We start from the raw sequence: 21,211 nt of genomic DNA, 5'->3' as shown, positions 1-21,211 counted from the left end.
TTTTACATGCCGGAAGGACCGGAGATCCGCCGGGCGGCGGACATGCTTGAAGCGGCGGTTCAGGGAAAACCACTGACCGATGTCTGGTTTGCTCCGCCGCAGCTAACCGATTTTGCCCCAGGTCTGGTGGGACAGCGCATCGAGCAGATTGAAACCCGCGGCAAGGCGCTGTTGACGCACTTTTCCGGCGGGTTGACCCTCTACAGCCATAACCAGCTTTACGGCGTCTGGCGCGTGGTGAATGCGGGCGAAACGCCGCAAACCAACCGCGTGTTGCGCGTAAAATTACAGACGACCGATAAAGCCATCTTGCTTTACAGCGCGTCAGATATCGCCATACTCACGCCAGAACAACTGGCGCAGCACCCGTTTCTACAGCGGCTTGGGCCGGATGTGTTGAACATGACGCTCACTGCGGCGCAGGTGAAAGAACGTCTGTTATCGCCGCGTTTTCGCCGTCGTCGCTTCTCCGGTTTGCTCCTCGATCAGGCGTTTCTGGCCGGGCTGGGCAACTATTTACGCGTAGAGATCCTCTGGCACTGTGCGTTGGCACCGCAGCATTGTGCCGCCGAACTGGATGATACCCAGCTTGACGTGCTGGCGCAGGCGTTGCTGGATATTCCTCGTTTGTCCTGGCAGACACGCGGCACTGTGAATGAGAACAAGCATCACGGCGCGCTGTTTCGCTTCCGGGTCTTTCACCGGGCAGGGGAGATGTGCGAGCGCTGCGGTGGGATCATCGAAAAAACCACGCTCTCATCGCGCCCGTTTTACTGGTGCCCGGGCTGTCAACGCTGAAACAAAAAACGCGCCCACAGGCGCGTTTTTTTATGCGGATTCACCCTTAATCTTTTTTCAGATCGGAGGAGAATTCGCGTTTGGCATAGCCGGTGTAAAGCTGACGCGGACGGGCAATCTTGATGCCGTCGTCGTGCATTTCGTTCCAGTGCGCAATCCAGCCCACGGTACGCGCCATCGCAAAGATAACAGTAAACATGGACGCCGGAATACCCATCGCTTTCAGGATAATACCGGAGTAGAAGTCGACGTTCGGGTAGAGTTTGCGTTCGATAAAGTACGGGTCGTTGAGCGCGATGTGCTCCAACTCCATCGCCACTTCCAGCAGATCATCTTTCGTACCCAGCTCGCGCAGCACTTCGTGGCAGGTTTCACGCATCACAGTAGCGCGTGGGTCGTAGTTCTTGTAGACACGGTGACCGAAGCCCATCAGACGGAACGAATCGTTCTTGTCTTTGGCGCGACGCAGGAATTCCGGAATATGTTTTACGGAGCTGATCTCTTCCAGCATTCTCAGTGCCGCTTCGTTGGCGCCGCCGTGCGCCGGTCCCCACAGAGAGGCGATACCGGCCGCGATGCAGGCAAACGGGTTCGCGCCAGAAGAACCGGCGGTACGCACGGTAGAGGTGGAGGCGTTCTGCTCGTGATCGGCATGCAGGATCAGAATACGATCCATGGCGCGTTCCAGCACCGGATTCACTTCATACGGTTCGCACGGAGTGGCAAACATCATATGCAGGAAGTTGCCGGCGTAAGAGAGATCGTTGCGCGGATAGATAAACGGCTGACCGATGGAGTATTTGTAACACATCGCCGCTACGGTCGGCATTTTGGACAGCAGGCGGAACGCCGCGATTTCGCGGTGGCGCGGATTGTTCACATCCAGCGAATCATGGTAGAACGCTGCCAGCGCGCCGGTCACGCCACAAAGTACTGCCATTGGATGTGAGTCGCGACGGAAACCGTGGAACAGGCGGGTGATCTGCTCGTGAATCATGGTGTGGCGGGTGACCGTCAGTCTGAACTCTTCAAACTGCTCCTGCGTCGGTTTTTCGCCGTACAGCAGGATGTAGCTCACTTCCAGGTAGTTGGATTCGGTCGCCAGTTGATCAATCGGGAAACCGCGGTGTAACAAAATACCTTCGTCACCGTCGATAAAAGTGATTTTTGATTCGCACGATGCGGTAGAGGTAAAACCAGGGTCAAAAGTAAAAACCCCTTTTGAACCGAGACTACGGATATCAATTACATCCTGACCGAGCGTGCCTTTTAGCACATCCAGTTCAATAGCAGCGTCACCATTGTAGGTGATGTTTGCTTTTTTATCAGCCATTTACGGTCTCCTTAGCGCCTTATTGCTTAAGACTGCCAGTTACCGGATTTGCTTTCAACTGCCCGTCAACGTTACCAGTTTGTTATTAGCTCGCAGCTCTGTGGAGAGGGAGAACCAGGGTACAGAGCAATGGCGCGTGCCAGTACACATTGAAAATACAGTGAAAAAACAGCAAATCAGCGTCTCAGCAGTCCGAATTTGTCAAACCTGTATATCACTAATAACTGTCCTGATTACATCGGTCAATACCATCACACTGTTACATAACTTATTCTCAGGTGAAAGCAAGACCCCATAACTTTTGCGAATTATAAGCCTTATTCGGCGTAGTTTGTAACAATAATGTTTAACTTTTGTCAAATCAGATGATTAAATTTTAAAAGAATGTTGTTATCGTGATGAGTGTCACTGTTCTGCATAAAACCCGACAAACTATATGTAGGTTAATTGTAATGATTTTGTGAACGACCTATACTGCCGCCAGGTCTCCGGAATACCCTGCCATCCCGAGCCACCCAGCGTTGTAACCTGTCGTTTAGCATCTGGAAGCTAATTTTTTGCATGACGAGCAGTTATAGAAAAGGACGCTGTCTGACCCGCACGCAGACCGGAGGAAGGAAACTATAAGAATAGCATGTGGGCGTTATTCATGATAAAAAATGTGAAAAAACAAAGACCTGTCAATCTGGATCTGACAACAATTCGGTTTCCTGTTACGGCTATAGCTTCCATTCTTCACCGCGTCTCCGGCGTTATTACGTTTGTAGCCGTCGGTATTCTGCTGTGGTTACTGGGCCTGTCGCTGTCATCTGAAGACGGCTTCCTGACTGCCTCTGCCATCGTGAACAGCTTCTTCGTTAAATTCATTCTGTGGGGCATCCTCACCGCGCTGGCGTATCACGCTGTCGGCGGGATTCGTCACATGCTGATGGATTTTGGCTGGCTGGAAGAAACCTTCGAAGCAGGAAAACGTTCCGCAAACCTTTCTTTTGTGATCACTGTCGTGCTTTCAATTCTCGCAGGAGTTCTCGTATGGTAAGCAACGCCTCCGCATTAGGACGCAACGGCGTACATGATTTTATTCTTGTCCGTGCTACCGCCATCGTCCTGACGTTATACATCATCTATATGGTGGGTTTTTTCGCCCTGCATGGCGACCTGACCTGGGTGGTCTGGACCGGCTTCTTCTCCTCCGCCTTTACCAAAGTCTTCACTCTGCTGGCTCTGTTTTCCATTCTGATCCATGCCTGGATTGGCATGTGGCAAGTGTTGACCGACTACGTTAAACCGCTGGCTGTACGCCTGATTCTGCAACTGGTTATTGTTGTGGCGCTGGCGGCTTACGTGATTTATGGATTCGTTGTGGTGTGGGGTGTGTAATGAAATTGCCAGTCAGAGAATTTGATGCTGTTGTTATTGGCGCGGGCGGCGCAGGTATGCGCGCGGCGCTGCAAATTTCCCAGAGCGGGCAAACCTGTGCGCTGCTCTCCAAAGTTTTCCCAACCCGTTCCCACACTGTGTCTGCGCAGGGCGGTATCACCGTAGCCCTGGGCAATACCCATGAAGATAACTGGGAATGGCACATGTATGACACGGTAAAAGGTTCCGACTACATCGGTGATCAGGACGCGATTGAATATATGTGCAAAACCGGCCCGGAAGCGATTCTTGAGCTGGAGCATATGGGCCTGCCGTTCTCCCGTCTTGATGATGGCCGTATCTATCAGCGTCCGTTTGGCGGCCAGTCGAAGAACTTCGGCGGCGAGCAGGCGGCGCGTACCGCAGCGGCAGCGGACCGTACCGGCCATGCGCTGCTGCATACCCTTTATCAGCAGAACCTGAAAAATCACACCACCATCTTTTCCGAGTGGTACGCGCTGGATCTGGTGAAAAACCAGGATGGCGCTGTCGTGGGCTGTACCGCACTGTGCATCGAAACCGGTGAAGTCGTCTACTTCAAAGCCCGCGCAACCGTGCTGGCAACTGGCGGCGCAGGCCGTATTTACCAGTCCACCACCAATGCGCACATTAATACCGGCGACGGCGTGGGTATGGCGCTGCGCGCGGGTGTACCGGTGCAGGATATGGAGATGTGGCAGTTCCACCCGACCGGTATCGCCGGGGCAGGGGTGCTGGTAACGGAAGGCTGCCGTGGTGAAGGCGGCTATCTGCTTAACAAACACGGCGAGCGCTTTATGGAGCGTTATGCGCCGAACGCCAAAGACCTGGCGGGCCGTGATGTGGTGGCGCGTTCCATCATGATCGAAATCCGTGAAGGTCGCGGTTGCGACGGTCCATGGGGACCGCACGCCAAACTGAAACTCGATCATCTGGGTAAAGAAGTACTCGAATCGCGTCTGCCGGGGATCCTGGAACTGTCGCGCACCTTCGCACATGTGGATCCGGTGAAAGAGCCAATTCCGGTGATCCCGACCTGCCACTATATGATGGGCGGTATTCCGACCAAAGTGACCGGCCAGGCGCTGACGGTCAACGAGAAGGGCGAAGATGTCGTGATCCCGGGGCTGTTTGCGGTGGGCGAAATCGCCTGCGTATCGGTTCACGGCGCCAACCGCCTGGGCGGTAACTCGCTGCTCGACCTGGTGGTCTTTGGCCGTGCAGCAGGTCTGCATTTACAAGAATCTATCGCTGAACAGGGCGCGCTGCGCGATGCCAGCGAATCGGATATCGAAGGGTCGCTCAGCCGCCTCAACCGCTGGAATAACAATCGCAGCGGCGAAGATCCGGTCACCATCCGCAAAGCGCTGCAAGAGTGTATGCAGCATAACTTCTCGGTGTTCCGCGAAGGTGATGCGATGGCGAAAGGTCTTGAACAACTGAAAGTGATCCGCGAGCGCCTGAAAGAGGCTCGTCTGGATGATACGTCGAGCGAGTTCAATACCCAGCGCGTTGAGTGCCTGGAGCTGGATAACCTGATGGAAACCGCTTACGCAACGGCTGTTTCCGCAAACTTCCGTACCGAAAGCCGTGGCGCGCACAGCCGCTTCGACTATCCGGATCGTGACGATGAGAACTGGTTGTGCCACAGCCTGTATCTGCCAGAAACGGAATCCATGACGCGCCGTAGCGTGAATATGGAACCGAAACTGCGTCCGGCGTTCCCGCCGAAGATTCGTACTTATTAATGCGGAGACAGGATGATGAAACTCGAATTCTCGATTTATCGCTATAACCCGGATGTGGATGACGCGCCGCGTATGCAGGATTACACGCTGGAAGCGGAAGAAGGGCGTGACATGATGTTGCTGGATGCATTAATCCAGCTGAAAGAAAAGGATTCTACACTGTCGTTCCGCCGCTCCTGCCGTGAAGGTGTATGTGGTTCCGATGGTCTGAACATGAACGGTAAGAATGGTCTTGCCTGTATCACCCCGATTTCCGCGCTTGGCAACGGCAAACAGAAGATCGTTATCCGCCCGCTGCCAGGGTTGCCGGTTATCCGCGATTTGGTGGTGGACATGGGACAATTCTATGCCCAATATGAGAAGATTAAACCTTACTTATTGAATAATGGGCAAAATCCACCGGCCAGAGAACATTTACAGGCACCAGAGCAGCGTGAAAAGCTTGACGGTCTGTACGAATGTATTCTTTGCGCCTGCTGTTCTACGTCCTGCCCGTCATTCTGGTGGAACCCGGATAAGTTTATCGGCCCGGCTGGCTTGCTGGCGGCGTATCGCTTCCTGATCGACAGCCGCGATACCGAAACCGACAGCCGTCTGGAAGGGTTGAGCGATGCTTTCAGCGTATTCCGCTGCCACAGCATCATGAACTGCGTCAGTGTATGTCCGAAAGGGCTGAACCCGACGCGCGCCATCGGCCATATTAAGTCGATGTTGTTGCAAAGAAGTGCGTAATTAGTCCGTGCCGGATAGCGCTGCGCGGTCGAAGTGCCGGATGGCGCTTGCGCTTATCCGGCCTACAGTATTAATGATGTTTGTCGGCCCGGTAAGGGCGATACAAAAGCAGGAAATCTTTAAAAACCGCCACAAAGACATAATCGAGATGTCTGGAGCGAGACAAGGCGGCAACTGAGCGCATCCCTGGGAGCATAGTGAACTATGTGACCAGGGTAAGTGAAGGCAGCCAACACAGTCGCAGCCCGGACAGCGAAGATTAGGGCAGTTTTTAAAGGTTCCTTCGCGGGCCGCCAAGAGCCCGCAAGTGAACCCTGGGACGTGCGCTACTCGGTGTACGTCGTAGTTATCCACGGCGAAGTAAGCATAACAATGCTTAAGGGATCACGATGCAGAACGGCGCAATGAAAGCCTGGCTGGACTCTTCTTACCTCTCTGGGTCGAACCAGAGCTGGATAGAACAGCTCTATGAAGACTTCTTAACCGATCCTGACTCGGTAGATGCTAACTGGCGATCTATGTTCCAGCAGTTACCGGGCACCGGAGTCAAACCGGATCAGTTCCACTCCAAAACACGTGATTATTTCCGTCAACTGGCGAAAGATGCCTCACGTTACTCTTCCTCTATTTCCGACCCCGACACCAACGTTAAGCAGGTTAAAGTCCTGCAGTTGATCAACGCCTACCGCTTCCGTGGTCACCAGCATGCGAATCTCGATCCGTTGGGGCTGTGGCAGCAAGAGCGCGTTGCCGATCTGGATCCGGCATTCCACGATCTGAGCGAAGCGGATTACCAGAACAGCTATAACGTAGGTTCCTTTGCGATTGGGAAAGATACCCTGCCGCTGGGCGAATTGATCAAAGCGCTGAAAGAGACCTATTGCGGTTCGATCGGCGCGGAATACATGCACATTACCAGCACTGAAGAGAAGCGCTGGATCCAGCAGCGGATTGAGTCAGCAGCCGGAAAATCGAGCTTCAGCAGCGAAGAGAAAAAACGCTTCTTAAGCGAACTGACGGCAGCTGAAGGTCTGGAGCGTTATCTCGGGGCGAAGTTCCCGGGCGCGAAACGCTTCTCGCTGGAAGGCGGTGATGCGCTGATACCGCTGCTGAAAGAGATGATTCGCCATGCAGGCAAAAGCGGCACCCGCGAAGTGGTGCTGGGCATGGCGCACCGCGGTCGTCTGAACGTGCTGGTCAACGTGCTGGGCAAACAGCCGCAGGATCTGTTCGACGAGTTTGCCGGTAAACATAAAGAACACCTCGGTACCGGCGACGTGAAATACCATATGGGCTTCTCGTCTGACGTTGAGACTGAAGGCGGCCTGGTGCATCTGGCGCTGGCGTTTAACCCGTCGCACCTGGAAATCGTTAGCCCGGTGGTGATTGGTTCCGTACGCGCGCGTCTTGATCGCCTCTCTGAGCCGAGCAGCAATAAAGTGCTGCCGATCACCATTCACGGTGACGCGGCGGTGGCGGGTCAGGGCGTGGTACAGGAAACCCTGAACATGTCCAAAGCGCGCGGTTATGAAGTGGGCGGTACGGTGCGCGTGGTGATCAACAATCAGGTTGGTTTCACCACCTCCAACCCGCTGGATGCCCGCTCTACGCCGTACTGTACCGATATCGGTAAGATGGTGCAGGCGCCGATTTTCCACGTCAACGCGGACGATCCGGAAGCGGTTGCTTTCGTTACCCGTCTGGCGCTGGACTTCCGTAACACTTTCAAACGCGATGTGTTTATCGATCTGGTGTGCTACCGCCGTCACGGCCATAACGAAGCCGACGAGCCGAGCGCAACCCAGCCGTTGATGTACCAGAAAATTAAAAAACACCCGACGCCGCGTAAAATCTACGCCGATCGTCTGGAGCAGGACAAAACCATCACGCTGGAAGATGCCACTGAGATGGTTAACCTGTACCGCGACGCGCTGGATGCGGGCGAGTGTGTGGTCGCTGAATGGCGTCCAATGAATATGCACTCCTTTACCTGGTCGCCGTACCTCAACCACGAGTGGGATGAGAGCTACCCGAACAAAGTAGAGATGAAACGCCTGCAAGAACTGGCGAGGCGCATCAGCACGGTGCCGGAAGCCATTGAGATGCAGCCCCGTGTGGCGAAAATCTACGCCGATCGCCAGTTAATGGCCAATGGCGAGAAACTGTTCGACTGGGGCGGTGCTGAAACGCTGGCTTACGCCACGCTGGTTGATGAAGGCATTCCGGTGCGCCTCTCCGGTGAAGACACCGGGCGCGGTACCTTCTTCCATCGCCACGCCGTGATCCATAACCAGGCCAACGGCTCAACCTATACGCCGCTAAGCCACGTGCATAATGGCCAGGGCCCGTTCCGCGTGTGGGACTCCGTGCTCTCTGAAGAAGCGGTGCTGGCTTTTGAATATGGCTACGCCACCGCTGAGCCGCGTACCCTGACCATCTGGGAAGCACAGTTCGGCGACTTCGCTAACGGCGCGCAGGTGGTGATTGACCAGTTCATCAGCTCCGGCGAACAGAAGTGGGGCCGTATGTGCGGGCTGGTAATGCTGTTGCCGCATGGCTATGAAGGGCAGGGCCCGGAGCACTCCTCCGCTCGTCTGGAGCGTTATCTGCAACTGTGCGCTGAGCAAAACATGCAGGTTTGCGTCCCGTCCACCCCGGCGCAGGTTTACCATATGCTGCGTCGTCAGGCGTTGCGCGGTATGCGTCGCCCGCTGGTGGTGATGTCACCGAAGTCGCTGCTGCGTCATCCGCAGGCGGTCTCCACGCTGGATGAACTGGCGAATGGCACCTTTATGCCGGCGATTGGCGAAGTGGATGATTTGGATCCGCAAGCCGTGAAGCGCGTTATCCTTTGTTCTGGTAAGGTTTATTACGACCTGCTTGAACAGCGTCGTAAAAATGACCAGAAGGATGTCGCCATTGTCCGTATTGAGCAGTTGTACCCGTTCCCGCATCAGTCGGTGCAGGACGCGTTGAAACCTTATGCGCACGTACATGATTTTGTCTGGTGCCAGGAAGAGCCGCTTAACCAGGGCGCATGGTACTGCAGCCAGCATCATTTCCGTGATGTGATACCTTTTGGGGCCGCTCTGCGCTATGCAGGACGCCCGGCCTCCGCCTCCCCGGCGGTGGGATATCTGTCCGTTCACCAGAAGCAACAGCAAGAGCTGGTGAATGACGCGCTGAACGTCGATTCAATAAAGGATAAATAATGAGTAGCGTAGATATTCTTGTTCCCGATCTGCCTGAGTCCGTTGCTGATGCGACTGTCGCGACCTGGCACAAAAAACCAGGCGATAGCGTCCGACGCGATGAAGTATTGGTAGAAATCGAAACGGACAAAGTGGTACTGGAAGTACCGGCTTCAGCGGACGGTGTTCTGGACGCGGTGCTGGAAGACGAAGGTACGACGGTCACTTCCCGTCAGATCCTTGGCCGCCTGAAAGAAGGCAACAGCTCGGGTAAAGAGAGCAGCGCCAAATCTGAAGCGAAAGAATCCACGCCAGCTCAGCGCCAGCAGGCGTCGCTGGAAGAGCAAAATAACGACGCGCTCAGCCCGGCGATCCGTCGCCTGCTGGCTGAACACAGCCTTGACGCCAGTGCGATTAAAGGTACCGGCGTTGGCGGCCGCATCACCCGTGAAGATGTGGATAAGTACCTGGCGAAAGCCCCGGCTAAAGAAGAGAGCAAACCGGCCGCTCAACCGGCGAGCAGCCCGGCGCCGCAGCTGGCTGGCCGTTCTGAAAAACGCGTGCCGATGACCCGTCTGCGCAAACGCGTAGCTGAGCGTCTGCTGGAAGCGAAAAATTCAACTGCCATGCTGACGACTTTTAACGAAGTCAACATGAAGCCAATCATGGATCTGCGTAAGCAGTACGGTGATGCGTTTGAAAAACGTCACGGCATCCGTCTGGGCTTTATGTCGTTCTACGTGAAAGCGGTCGTTGAAGCGCTGAAACGCTATCCGGAAGTGAACGCCTCTATTGATGGCGACGACGTGGTTTACCACAACTATTTCGATGTCAGCATGGCGGTTTCCACACCGCGTGGTCTGGTTACGCCGGTACTGCGTGATGTGGATACGCTGGGCATGGCCGACATCGAGAAGAAAATTAAAGAACTGGCGGTAAAAGGCCGTGACGGCAAGCTGACCGTTGAGGATCTGACCGGTGGTAACTTTACCATCACTAATGGCGGTGTATTCGGTTCGCTGATGTCCACGCCGATCATCAACCCGCCGCAGAGTGCGATCCTTGGCATGCACGCCATCAAAGATCGCCCAATGGCGGTAGATGGCAAAGTTGAAATTCTGCCGATGATGTACTTGGCGCTCTCTTATGACCACCGCCTGATCGACGGACGTGAGTCTGTGGGCTTCCTGGTCGCAATTAAAGAAATGCTGGAAGATCCGACGCGTCTGCTGCTGGATGTGTAGTGTCCTTTGCCCGGCGGCGCAGGCTGCCGGGTCTATAACGAACACCTGCTTTGCAGGCCGGAAAGCTCTGGCGCTTCCGGCATGACAAATTAAATGAAGGATGGATAGAACACATGAACTTACACGAGTATCAGGCGAAACAGCTTTTTGCCCGGTCAGGACTGCCGACTCCGGTTGGTTACGCCTGTGCTACCCCACGTGAAGCAGAAGAAGCCGCATCGAAAATCGGCACCGGCCCGTGGGTGGTGAAATGCCAGGTCCACGCGGGCGGCCGTGGTAAAGCGGGCGGCGTAAAAGTCGTTAGCAGCAAAGAAGATATTCGCGCTTTCGCGGAACACTGGCTGGGTAAACGCCTGGTAACCTACCAAACAGATGCCAACGGTCAGCCGGTTAACCAGATTCTGGTCGAAGCGGCAACGGATATTGACAAAGAGCTGTATCTGGGTGCGGTTGTTGACCGCAGCTCACGACGTGTGGTGTTCATGGCGTCGACGGAAGGCGGCGTGGAAATCGAAAAAGTGGCAGAAGAGACGCCGCACTTGATCCACAAAACCACCATTGATCCGCTGACTGGCCCGATGCCGTACCAGGGACGCGAACTGGCGTTCAAACTCGGTCTGGAAGGCAAACAGGTTCAGCAGTTCACTAAAATTTTCATGGGGCTGGCGACTATTTTCCTTGAGCGCGATCTGGCGCTGATTGAAATCAACCCGCTGGTCATCACCAAACAAGGTGACCTTATCTGCCTCGACGGCAAACTGGGCGCTGATGGCAACGCACTGTTCCGCCAGCCGGAACTGCGCGAAATGCGCGATCAGTCGCAGGAAGACCCGCGTGAAGCGCAAGCTGCGCAGTGGGAACTGAACTATGTTGCGCTGGATGGCAACATCGGCTGCATGGTTAACGGTGCGGGTCTGGCGATGGGCACCATGGACATCGTTAAGCTGCACGGCGGCGAACCGGCGAACTTCCTCGACGTCGGCGGCGGTGCGACCAAAGAACGTGTTACTGAAGCGTTTAAAATTATCCTCTCCGATGAGAACGTGAAAGCGGTGCTGGTGAACATTTTCGGCGGTATCGTGCGTTGCGACCTGATTGCCGACGGCATCATCGGTGCGGTAGAAGAGGTGGGTGTTAACGTCCCGGTGGTTGTCCGTCTGGAAGGTAACAACGCCGAGCTGGGTGCCAAACGTCTGGCGGACAGTGGTCTGAACATTATCGCAGCGAAAAGTCTGACGGATGCAGCACAGCAGGTTGTTGCCGCAGTGGAGGGGAAATAATGTCTGTTTTGATTGATAAGAACACCAAAGTTATCTGCCAGGGTTTTACCGGTAGCCAGGGTACTTTCCACTCCGAGCAGGCGATTGCCTACGGTACGCAGATGGTTGGCGGTGTAACGCCAGGTAAAGGCGGCACCACGCATCTGGGTCTGCCTGTATTTAATACCGTACGTGAAGCGGTGGAAGCCACTGGCGCGACAGCCAGCGTGATTTACGTTCCGGCGCCGTTCTGCAAAGACTCGATTCTGGAAGCCGTCGACGCGGGCATCAAACTGATTATCACCATTACTGAAGGTATCCCGACGCTGGATATGCTGACGGTAAAAGTGAAGCTGGACGAAGCTGGCGTGCGCATGATCGGCCCGAACTGCCCTGGTGTAATCACCCCGGGCGAGTGCAAAATCGGCATCATGCCGGGCCATATTCACAAACCGGGTAAAATCGGTATTGTGTCACGTTCCGGTACGCTGACTTATGAAGCGGTTAAACAGACCACCGATTACGGCTTTGGTCAGTCTACCTGTGTTGGTATCGGTGGCGACCCGATCCCGGGCTCTAACTTTATCGATATCCTGAAACTGTTCGAGGAAGATCCGCAGACCGAAGCGATCGTTATGATCGGTGAGATTGGCGGTAGCGCAGAAGAAGAAGCGGCTGCTTACATCAAAGAACATGTGACCAAACCGGTTGTCGGCTACATCGCGGGCGTCACTGCGCCGAAAGGCAAACGTATGGGCCACGCGGGCGCCATTATCGCGGGTGGTAAAGGTACAGCGGACGAGAAATTCGCTGCGCTGGAAGCGGCCGGGGTGAAAACTGTGCGTAGCCTCGCTGATATCGGCGAAGCACTGAAATCTATCATTAAATAAAACTATTGCTCCTCCCTGAGGGGAGCATAAACTTGTCTCGACATGGTTGGCCGCTCCCGTAGCGGCCTTTTTTATTGCCGTAATTTACGTACTTCAGTATTTGCCGCGGTAAGCCGGTGCCCGTCAGCCGCTTGCGGCAGCATCGGGGGGATGGCTTCGCCGCTCTGGCTATCGATCAATACGGAATGGGGTTCACCAGGAGCAAAAAGATGTTGTTCGCCCCACTGGCGCAGCGCCACTACTACCGGAAATAACGATTCGCCTCTCTCTGTCAGCACATATTCCTGATATGCCGTGCCATCTGATGCGGGTTGAGTGGTAAAAATGCCCGCTTCCACTAGCTTGCGTAGCCTGTCGGTAAGAATGTTACGCGCCACGGCAAGACCACGCTGAAAATCACCAAAACGCCGCGCGCCATCGAAGGCATCACGGATGATAAGCAATGCCCAGCGATCGCCAATCAAATCGACAGAACGGGCAACGGGGCAGGGTTGAGTCTTCAGTGGCACGGCGTATCTCCGGTTTGGAATTCTGGTTGCATTTTAAAACTAGCCTGGCTACGCTTCAACCAGTTTTATTTTGCAACCAGGTTAGTGGAATGAATAAAAACAAGCAGACAACAGAACGGGGTTTGATTGCCATGTTTGCCGTGGCCAGCGGCTTATGTGTGGCGAATGTTTATTACGCTCAGCCGCTACTTGATGCGCTGGCGCAGAGTTTCGCCATTAGCCAGGCGGCTGTCGGCGGCGTGGTGACTGCAACTCAGGTGGGATCAGCGTTGGCTTTACTGCTGCTGGTACCACTGGGCGATATTGTTGAACGACGTCGGTTATTGTTGGTGCAGTTACTGGCGCTGATGGTGGCGTTGAGCACCGTGGCGCTGGCGCAATCGGCTGTAGTGTTGCTCACTGGCATGCTGGCAACCGGTTTGCTGGGTACGGCCATGACACAGGGATTGATCGCCAGTGCGGCCAGTATTGCCAGTGAACGGGAGCGGGGCAGGGTTGTGGGCGCCGCGCAAGGCGGCGTTTTTATCGGCCTGCTGCTGGCGCGTATCTTTGCCGGGGTTATTAGTGACCTGGCGGGATGGCGGGCGGTGTATGGCGTTTCTGCATTGCTGATGATGATGCTGTTGCTGCTCCTCAGGCAACGGTTGCCGGTCATGCGCGCCTCTGCGGTTTCTGAAAGCTGGTTTCGTTTGATGTCTTCAATGCTGGTGCTGTTATGCACCGATAGGGTATTGCAAATCCGTGGTGTGCTGGCGCTGTTGATGTTTGCGGCTTTTAATATTTTCTGGAGTGCGATGGTGCTGCCGTTGAGTGCCGCGCCGTTTGGTTTTTCACATACGGCGATTGGTTTGTTGGCGTTGGCGGGTGTTGCGGGAGCACTGGCTGCGGCGAAAGCCGGAAAGGAAGCGGATCGCGGTAATGCACAGCGCACAAGTTTGCTGTCTCTTCTGCTATTGCTGCTTGCCTGGTGGCCGCTGTCAAGGCTGGAACACTCTCTGGTTCTGCTGATCCTGGGGATTGTACTGCTTGATTTCGGCGGACAGGCGCTGCATGTCACGAACCAGAGTCTGCTTTTGCGCACCAACGTTGCTCAACACGGCAGACTGGTGGCGTTATATATGCTGTTTTACGCGACAGGCAGTGGGTTGGGCGCCATGGCGACAACTGTTATCTATGCTGGATTCGGCTGGCAGGGCGTTTGTTTGCTCGGTGCTACCGTAAGTCTGCTGGCGCTTATCTTCTGGGCTACAACACGGCGCTGGATGCGGCTGAACAATGCCCCATAAAATAAAAGGGTTTTAGCGCGAGCGAGAATAAAAAGAATAATCACGGAGCGGTGTTAAGTATGATAATCGTAATGGTGAAATATTTGTAAAATAAAAAAGATGTGCAATAAGTCTAATTTCTCAGGTTCCTTATCTGTCATGGACGACCCATTTTTTTACGCAAATGATAAACGTTAAATATACTCGCCATTATTTACCTTTACCTGCCGATTGATAACCATTGATTACGTTAAAATGAACATGCTGTTAACAAGGTTTTTACCACAGCTATACACCAGCTACAAAATTAACAGTAAAGAATAAAAATGATTTAAATCAATATCTAAAAGCTTGGAAAAGATTGTGAAAATCGTTAAATTGTCGCAGATCAAATTGGCTAAAAAGCGGTATGGTTGGCATAAATTGATCGGTGTCGAAAAACGTAAAATTAACTCAATAAAAACCTATTTATCGTAAGGGTTTTCCGAGTTAATATGTTCGCGAGATCAATTCGAAATTTTTATTAACCTGGTTGTAACTTTTTTCATTCATTACCACAATTTATGTGGCAGTGAATAAAAGTAGTGCAACAAATTTGTATTGGGGCATGCGTGTGAACCCGCGCTAACGGGGTTTACTCTCGGAGTCTTCATGCGATGAGCAAGGAGTCAGAATGTTAGATATAGTCGAACTGTCGCGCTTACAGTTTGCCTTGACTGCGATGTACCACTTTCTGTTTGTGCCACTGACGCTCGGTATGGCGTTCCTGCTGGCAATTATGGAAACGGTCTATGTCCTCTCCGGCAAACAGATTTATAAAGATATGACCAAGTTCTGGGGCAAGTTGTTTGGTATCAACTTTGCTCTGGGCGTGGCAACAGGCCTGACGATGGAGTTTCAGTTCGGGACTAACTGGTCATACTATTCCCACTACGTTGGGGATATCTTCGGTGCGCCACTGGCAATCGAAGGGTTGATGGCCTTCTTCCTCGAATCCACATTTGTCGGTTTGTTCTTCTTCGGTTGGGATCGTCTCGGTAAAGTGCAGCACATGGCAGTTACCTGGTTAGTCGCGCTGGGTTCTAACTTGTCGGCATTGTGGATCCTTGTTGCTAACGGCTGGATGCAGAACCCCGTCGCCTCTGATTTCAACTTCGAAACCATGCGCATGGAGATGGTGAGCTTTGCCGAACTGGTGCTGAACCCGGTTGCTCAGGTGAAATTCGTTCACACCGTAGCTTCCGGTTATACCTGCGGCGCCATCTTTATCCTCGGTATTAGCTCCTACTACCTGCTGCGTGGGCGCGACATCGCTTTTGCTAAACGCTCCTTCGCTATCGCTGCCAGCTTCGGCATGGCCGCTGTGCTGTCTGTTATTGTGCTGGGTGATGAATCCGGTTACGAAATGGGCGACGTGCAGAAAACCAAACTGGCTGCCATTGAGGCCGAATGGGAAACGCAACCGGCTCCGGCGGCATTTACTCTGTTTGGTGTGCCGGACCAGGATAAGCAAGAGAACAAATTTGCTATCCAGATCCCTTACGCGCTGGGCATTATCGCGACCCGTTCGGTGGATACCCCGGTTATCGGCCTGAAAGAGCTGATGGTGCAGCATGAAGAGCGTATCCGTAACGGTATGAAAGCGTACCAGTTGCTGGAGCAGCTCCGCTCAGGTTCTGCCGATCAGTCCGTTCGCGATCAGTTCAACAGCGTCAAGAAAGACCTTGGTTATGGCCTGTTGCTTAAACGCTACACGCCGAATGTGACCGATGCGACTGACGCGCAAATTCAGCAGGCGACGAAAGACTCTATCCCTCGTGTTGCGCCGCTGTACTTCGCGTTCCGTATCATGGTGGCGTGCGGTGTTCTGATGCTGTTGATTATCGCCGCGTCCTTCTGGACGGTGATTCGTAACCGTATTGGCGAGAAGAAATGGCTGTTGCGCGCGGCGCTGTATGGTATTCCGCTGCCGTGGATCGCCATTGAATCCGGCTGGTTTGTTGCCGAGTACGGACGTCAGCCGTGGGCGATTGGTGAGGTGTTGCCGACCGCGGTGGCTAACTCGTCGTTAACCGTTGGCGATCTGCTGTTCTCCATGATTCTGATTTGCGGCCTTTATACGCTGTTTATGGTGGCGGAAGTGTTCCTGATGTTCAAATTTGCTCGCCTTGGGCCGAGCAGCCTGAAAACAGGTCGCTATCACTATGAGCAGTCCACTGTGGCTTCTCAGCCGGCACGCTAAGACAGGAGTCGTCAAATGATCGATTATGAAGTATTACGTTTTATCTGGTGGCTGCTGGTCGGTATTTTGCTGATTGGTTTCGCTGTCACAGATGGCTTCGACATGGGTGTGGGCATGCTGACCCGCGTGCTGGGTCGTAGCGACACTGAGCGCCGCGTGATGATTAACGCCATTGCGCCGCACTGGGACGGCAACCAGGTTTGGCTGATCACCGCTGGTGGCGCGCTGTTCGCTGCCTGGCCGATGGTTTACGCTGCTGCGTTCTCCGGCTTCTATGTTGCGATGATCCTCGTGTTGGCTTCTCTCTTCTTCCGTCCGGTGGGTTTCGATTACCGCTCGAAGATTGAAGACAATCGCTGGCGCGGGATGTGGGACTGGGGCATTTTCATCGGTAGCTTCGTACCGCCGCTGGTGATTGGCGTGGCGTTTGGCAACCTGCTGCAGGGTGTGCCATTCCACCTCGACAACGATATGCGTCTGTTCTACACCGGCAATTTCTTCCAGTTGCTGAATCCGTTTGGTCTGCTGGCGGGTGTGGTTAGTGTGGCGATGATCCTGACGCAAGGCGCAACATATCTGCAAATGCGTACCGTGGGTGAACTGCATCTGCGTGCTCGCGCTACTGTGCAGATCGCCGCACTGGTGACGCTGATCTGCTTCGCACTGGCCGGTGTGTGGGTGGTTTACGGCATTGATGGCTATGTAGTGACCTCTGTGATGGATCATCACGCCCCGTCTAATCCGTTGCTTAAAGACGTTGCGCTACAGGCTGGTGCCTGGCTGACTAACTTTAACAACACGCCTGTGTTGTGGGTGATCCCGGCGCTGGGCGTAGTCCTGCCGCTGTTGACCGTACTGACCGCGCGTCTGGATAAAGCGGCCTGGGCATTTGTGTTCTCTTCGCTGACCCTGGCCTGCATCATTCTGACCGCCGGTATCGCGATGTTCCCGTTCATCATGCCGTCAAGCACCATGCTGAAAGCTAGCCTGACCATGTGGGATGCAACATCGACCCAACTGACGCTGAATCTGATGACCTATGTTGCTCTGGTATTTGTGCCAATCGTTCTGCTCTACACCATCTGGTGTTACTGGAAAATGTTCGGCCGTATCACCAAAGAACATATTGAAAGCAATACCCACTCTATGTACTAAGTAAGGAGCTGAATATGTGGTATTTCGCATGGATTTTAGGAACGCTTCTTGCCTGTGCTTTTGGAGTGATTACCGCCCTGGCGCTGGAACACGTTGAAGCGTCGAAAGCCGGACAAGAAGAACAGTAATGGAAAAAGTTATCGCAAAATTGTATGCGGTAATGGATAAGGGCCCGTTAAGGGCCCTTTCCTTAATAATGGCGCTCCTGCTGGCTGGCTGCATTTTCTGGGATCCGTCCCGTTTTGCTGCGAAAACCAGCGAGCTGGAGATCTGGCACGGATTGCTGCTGATGTGGGCGGTGTGTGCCGGGGTTATCCATGGCGTCGGTTTTCGTCCGCGCGCCATTCACTGGCAGGGTTTTTTCTGCCCGCTTATTGCTGATGCCGTTCTGCTGGCGGGGCTTATTTTTTTCTTCTTTTGAATAAGAAATATCCGCTATCCTCATGGGCTTGCAAAAGCCCATAAATTTTTACTATCCGTTTACCTGAACCCATTCCAAAGCACCTTTCCCGCGCGTATAGTAGCGAAGTTTAAAAGCTCTAACTTTTTTTGCATTACCGGGATGTAAAGTGAATACAACGCTGTTTCGATGGCCGGTTCGTGTCTATTACGAAGATACAGACGCCGGTGGTGTGGTTTACCACGCCAGCTACGTAGCTTTTTATGAAAGAGCCCGTACAGAGATGCTGCGCCATCATCACTTTAGCCAACAAGTTCTGCTGGCTGAGCGCGTCGCGTTCGTGGTACGCAAAATGATGCTGGAGTATTTTGCGCCCGCCAGACTCGACGACATGCTCGAAGTCCAAACGGAAATTACATCAATGCGTGGTACCTCCATGGTGTTCACGCAGCGGATTGTCAACGCAGAGAACAAAGTGCTGAATGAAGCTGAGGTGCTGATTGTCTGTGTTGATCCACTCTTAATGAAGCCTCGTGCGCTTCCCAAGTCTATTGTCGCGGAGTTTAAGCAGTGACTGACATGAACATCCTTGATTTGTTCCTGAAGGCTAGCCTTCTGGTCAAACTTATCATGTTGATTTTGATTGGTTTTTCAATCGCATCCTGGGCAATCATCATCCAGAGAACGCGCATCCTGAACGCAGCAGGGCGCGAAGCAGAAGCATTCGAAGACAAGTTCTGGTCCGGCATTGAACTGTCACGTTTGTATCAGGAAAGCCAGGCTCGCCGCGATAATCTGAGCGGTTCGGAACAAATCTTCTACAGCGGGTTCAAAGAGTTTGCCCGTCTGCATCGCGCAAACAGTCACGCGCCAGAAGCGATTGTCGAAGGGGCATCAAGGGCGATGCGCATTTCGATGAGCCGCGAGCTGGAAAATCTGGAAAACCACATTCCTTTCCTTGGTACCGTGGGTTCTATCAGCCCGTATATCGGTCTGTTCGGTACGGTATGGGGGATCATGCACGCCTTTATCGCGCTGGGCGCGGTGAAGCAGGCCACATTGCAAATGGTTGCGCCGGGGATCGCGGAAGCGTTGATCGCTACCGCAATCGGTCTGTTTGCCGCAATCCCGGCGGTGATGGCATATAACCGCCTGAACCAGCGCGTGAACAAACTGGAACTGAATTACGACAACTTTATGGAAGAGTTCACGGCTATTCTGCATCGCCAGGCATTCGCCAGCAGCGACAGCAATAAGGAGTAATCCATGGCCAGAACGCGTGGGCGGGGCAGTCGTGGCCTCAAGTCTGAAATCAACATTGTACCGTTGCTGGACGTGTTGCTGGTGCTGCTGCTGATCTTTATGGCAACAGCGCCGATCATCACGCAGAGCGTAGAGGTCGATCTGCCGGATGCGACGGAATCGCAGACCGTCAGTACCAATGACGATCCTCCGGTCATTATTGAGGTTTCCGGTGTCGGACAGTACAGCGTGGTGGTGGAAAAAGATCGCATGGATCAGCTACCGCCAGAGCAGGTGATTGCCGAGGCGCAGCGTCGCCTGCAATCCAATCCGAAAACCGTGTTCTTAATCGGCGGAGCGAAAGATGTGCCGTACGATGAAATCATTAAAGCGCTGAACCTGTTACATAGCGCGGGTGTGAAATCGGTTGGCTTGATGACGCAGCCTATCTGATCACTCGCCTGACAGGCGGACAGTTTTTGGGAACCGAGAGTGTCAAAGGCAACCGTACAAAACGACAAGCTTAAGCGAGCGATAATCATCTCAGCCGTGCTGCACGTAATTCTGGTGGCGCTGCTGATTTGGAGTTCGTTCGACGAGCATATTGATGCGTCTGCGGGCGGCGGCGGTGGCTCGGCGATCGATGCGGTGATGGTCGATCCCGGTGCTGTGGTGGACAATTACAATCGCCAACAGCAGCAGCAAGCCAGTGCGCAACGAGCCAAAGAGCAGCGCGAAAAACAGGCGCAACAGCAGGCGGAAGAGCTGCGTGAAAAGCAGGCTGCCGAGCAGGAGCGTTTGAAACAGCTGGAGCAGGAGCGTTTGCAGGCGCAGGAAGCCGCGCGCGAACAGGCCGAGCAGCAGAAACAAGCGGAAGAGGCGGCGAAAAAAGCGCAGCAGCAACAGAAGCAAGCTGAAGAAGCCGCAGCGAAAGCAGCCGCTGATGCAAAAGCTAAAGCAGACGCTCAGGCAAAAGAAGCAGCAGAAGCAGCGAAGAAAGCCGCTGCCGATGCGCAGAAAAAAGCGGAAGCTGAAGCCGCAAAAGCCGCTGCCGACGCACAGAAAAAAGCAGAAGCTGAAGCCGCAAAAGCCGCCGCCGATGCGAAGAAAAAAGCGGAAGCTGAAGCAGCGAAGAAAGCTCAGGCAGACGCTGAGAAGAAAGCACAGGCCGAAGCGGCTAAACAAGCCGCCGCGGAGAAAGCAGCAGCAGAGAAAGCCGCTGCGGCTGAGAAGGCTGCTGCTGCGAAAGCTGCTGCCGCTGAAAAAGCTGCAGAAGAGAAGAAAGCTGCAGCCGCTGAGAAGGCCGCCGCCGATAAGAAAGCGGCTGCTGCCAAGAAAGCCGCCGCTGAAAAAGCCGCTGCTGCCGCTGGCGTTGACGATCTGTTTGGCGATTTAAGTTCCGGTAAGAATGCGCCGAAAACAGGTGGTGGGGCGAAAGGGAATAATGCAGCCGCAGCCGGTTCTGGTAACACTAAGAACAACGGCGCATCAGGTGCTGACATCAGTAACTATGCAGGGCAGATAAAATCGGCGATTGAAAGCCGCTTTTATGATTCCTCCTCCTATGCGGGGAAAACCTGTACGTTGCGTGTCAAACTGGCGCCGGATGGCATGCTGTTAGATATTCAGTCCGAAGGTGGCGACCCGGCGCTTTGTCAGGCGGCTCTTGCAGCTGCAAGACAGGCAAAAATACCGAAGCCGCCAAGTCAGGCTGTGTATGAAGTGTTCAAAAATGCGCCGCTGGACTTTAAACCAGGACCTTGAACCATAAGGTAGACTTTCCTTCGCACCGCGCGGGGGGAAAT

At 54.0% G+C, this 21,211-nt stretch carries 20 protein-coding genes; 18 read left to right on the top strand and 2 right to left on the bottom strand.

Going from position 1 to position 21,211, the window contains the following annotated elements; genetic code table 11:
• The first annotated feature begins 6 nt into the window (after positions 1–6).
• On the top strand, positions 7–798 hold the full coding sequence (nei, locus tag DK872_RS03800) for an endonuclease VIII (RefSeq protein WP_007373899.1): 792 nt from the start codon (positions 7–9) through the stop codon (positions 796–798).
• A 46-nt stretch (positions 799–844) separates the two neighbouring features.
• On the opposite strand, the gene DK872_RS03795 is transcribed toward nei, so the two are convergent.
• Positions 845–2,131 (bottom strand): citrate synthase, encoded by a 1,287-nt coding sequence (locus DK872_RS03795; RefSeq protein ID WP_035885975.1) that lies wholly within the window; start codon positions 2,129–2,131, stop codon positions 845–847.
• Positions 2,132–2,765: 634 nt separating this feature from the next.
• Between DK872_RS03795 and sdhC the strand changes: the two genes are divergently transcribed.
• The 8 genes from sdhC (at position 2,766) to sucD (ending at position 12,593) form a co-directional block, all read left to right on the top strand.
• The gene (sdhC, locus tag DK872_RS03790; protein ID WP_035885974.1) at positions 2,766–3,170 is read left to right on the top strand and encodes a succinate dehydrogenase cytochrome b556 subunit; all 405 of its coding nucleotides are present in this window, start codon (positions 2,766–2,768) and stop codon (positions 3,168–3,170) included.
• Positions 3,164–3,511 (top strand): succinate dehydrogenase membrane anchor subunit, encoded by a 348-nt coding sequence (gene sdhD, locus DK872_RS03785; RefSeq protein WP_007373902.1) that lies wholly within the window; start codon positions 3,164–3,166, stop codon positions 3,509–3,511. The genes sdhC and sdhD overlap by 7 nt, the downstream gene beginning before the upstream one ends.
• Positions 3,511–5,277: a succinate dehydrogenase flavoprotein subunit gene (gene sdhA, locus DK872_RS03780; protein ID WP_072438434.1), complete on the top strand. Its 1,767-nt coding sequence runs from the start codon at positions 3,511–3,513 to the stop codon at positions 5,275–5,277. The genes sdhD and sdhA overlap by 1 nt, the downstream gene beginning before the upstream one ends.
• A gap of 15 nt (positions 5,278–5,292) precedes the next feature.
• Positions 5,293–6,009 carry a succinate dehydrogenase iron-sulfur subunit SdhB gene (sdhB, locus tag DK872_RS03775; RefSeq protein WP_007373904.1) on the top strand — a complete coding sequence of 239 codons (717 nt, stop codon included), beginning with the start codon at positions 5,293–5,295 and terminating at the stop codon, positions 6,007–6,009.
• Positions 6,010–6,398: 389 nt separating this feature from the next.
• Positions 6,399–9,221, top strand: coding sequence for a 2-oxoglutarate dehydrogenase E1 component (sucA, locus tag DK872_RS03770; RefSeq protein ID WP_035885972.1), 2,823 nt, complete (start codon positions 6,399–6,401; stop codon positions 9,219–9,221).
• Complete coding sequence (gene odhB, locus DK872_RS03765) at positions 9,221–10,444, top strand: 2-oxoglutarate dehydrogenase complex dihydrolipoyllysine-residue succinyltransferase (RefSeq protein ID WP_035885971.1); 1,224 nt, start codon at positions 9,221–9,223, stop codon at positions 10,442–10,444. Before sucA ends, odhB begins: the two co-directional genes overlap by 1 nt.
• Positions 10,445–10,557: 113 nt before the next feature.
• Positions 10,558–11,724 carry an ADP-forming succinate--CoA ligase subunit beta gene (sucC, locus tag DK872_RS03760; protein WP_007373908.1) on the top strand — a complete coding sequence of 389 codons (1,167 nt, stop codon included), beginning with the start codon at positions 10,558–10,560 and terminating at the stop codon, positions 11,722–11,724.
• Complete coding sequence (gene sucD, locus DK872_RS03755) at positions 11,724–12,593, top strand: succinate--CoA ligase subunit alpha (RefSeq protein ID WP_035885970.1); 870 nt, start codon at positions 11,724–11,726, stop codon at positions 12,591–12,593. Before sucC ends, sucD begins: the two co-directional genes overlap by 1 nt.
• A 71-nt stretch (positions 12,594–12,664) precedes the next feature.
• On the opposite strand, the gene DK872_RS03750 is transcribed toward sucD, so the two are convergent.
• Positions 12,665–13,102 (bottom strand): helix-turn-helix domain-containing protein, encoded by a 438-nt coding sequence (locus DK872_RS03750; protein ID WP_161518042.1) that lies wholly within the window; start codon positions 13,100–13,102, stop codon positions 12,665–12,667.
• Between the two features lie 89 nt (positions 13,103–13,191).
• On the opposite strand from DK872_RS03750, the gene DK872_RS03745 reads away from it, so the two are divergent.
• The 9 genes from DK872_RS03745 to tolA all read left to right on the top strand — a co-directional run bounded on the left by DK872_RS03745 (position 13,192) and on the right by tolA (position 21,170).
• Positions 13,192–14,388: an MFS transporter gene (locus DK872_RS03745; RefSeq protein WP_071920498.1), complete on the top strand. Its 1,197-nt coding sequence runs from the start codon at positions 13,192–13,194 to the stop codon at positions 14,386–14,388.
• A gap of 652 nt (positions 14,389–15,040) precedes the next feature.
• Positions 15,041–16,609, top strand: coding sequence for a cytochrome ubiquinol oxidase subunit I (gene cydA / locus DK872_RS03740; RefSeq protein WP_007373913.1), 1,569 nt, complete (start codon positions 15,041–15,043; stop codon positions 16,607–16,609).
• A 15-nt stretch (positions 16,610–16,624) separates the two neighbouring features.
• A complete protein-coding gene (gene cydB, locus DK872_RS03735) occupies positions 16,625–17,764 on the top strand; it encodes a cytochrome d ubiquinol oxidase subunit II (RefSeq protein ID WP_007373914.1) in 1,140 nt (379 codons plus the stop codon).
• A gap of 14 nt (positions 17,765–17,778) precedes the next feature.
• Complete coding sequence (cydX, locus tag DK872_RS03730; RefSeq protein ID WP_007373915.1) at positions 17,779–17,892, top strand: cytochrome bd-I oxidase subunit CydX; 114 nt, start codon at positions 17,779–17,781, stop codon at positions 17,890–17,892.
• The gene (ybgE, locus tag DK872_RS03725) at positions 17,892–18,185 is read left to right on the top strand and encodes a cyd operon protein YbgE (protein ID WP_035885968.1); all 294 of its coding nucleotides are present in this window, start codon (positions 17,892–17,894) and stop codon (positions 18,183–18,185) included. Before cydX ends, ybgE begins: the two co-directional genes overlap by 1 nt.
• Before the next feature lie 148 nt (positions 18,186–18,333).
• A complete protein-coding gene (ybgC, locus tag DK872_RS03720) occupies positions 18,334–18,738 on the top strand; it encodes a tol-pal system-associated acyl-CoA thioesterase (protein ID WP_007373917.1) in 405 nt (134 codons plus the stop codon).
• The gene (tolQ, locus tag DK872_RS03715; RefSeq protein WP_090474323.1) at positions 18,735–19,427 is read left to right on the top strand and encodes a Tol-Pal system protein TolQ; all 693 of its coding nucleotides are present in this window, start codon (positions 18,735–18,737) and stop codon (positions 19,425–19,427) included. Before ybgC ends, tolQ begins: the two co-directional genes overlap by 4 nt.
• Positions 19,428–19,430: 3 nt before the next feature.
• Positions 19,431–19,859, top strand: coding sequence for a colicin uptake protein TolR (tolR, locus tag DK872_RS03710; protein WP_007373919.1), 429 nt, complete (start codon positions 19,431–19,433; stop codon positions 19,857–19,859).
• A 39-nt stretch (positions 19,860–19,898) separates the two neighbouring features.
• A complete protein-coding gene (tolA, locus tag DK872_RS03705) occupies positions 19,899–21,170 on the top strand; it encodes a cell envelope integrity protein TolA (RefSeq protein WP_035885967.1) in 1,272 nt (423 codons plus the stop codon).
• The last annotated feature ends 41 nt before the right edge of the window (positions 21,171–21,211 follow it).

Origin of the sequence: Kosakonia sp. MH5 (assembly GCF_009935945.1) — a bacterium.
Lineage (GTDB): Bacteria > Pseudomonadota > Gammaproteobacteria > Enterobacterales > Enterobacteriaceae > Kosakonia > Kosakonia radicincitans.
Note: the sequence above shows the minus strand (reverse complement) of the source record. Positions and strands in the feature narration are given on the sequence as shown.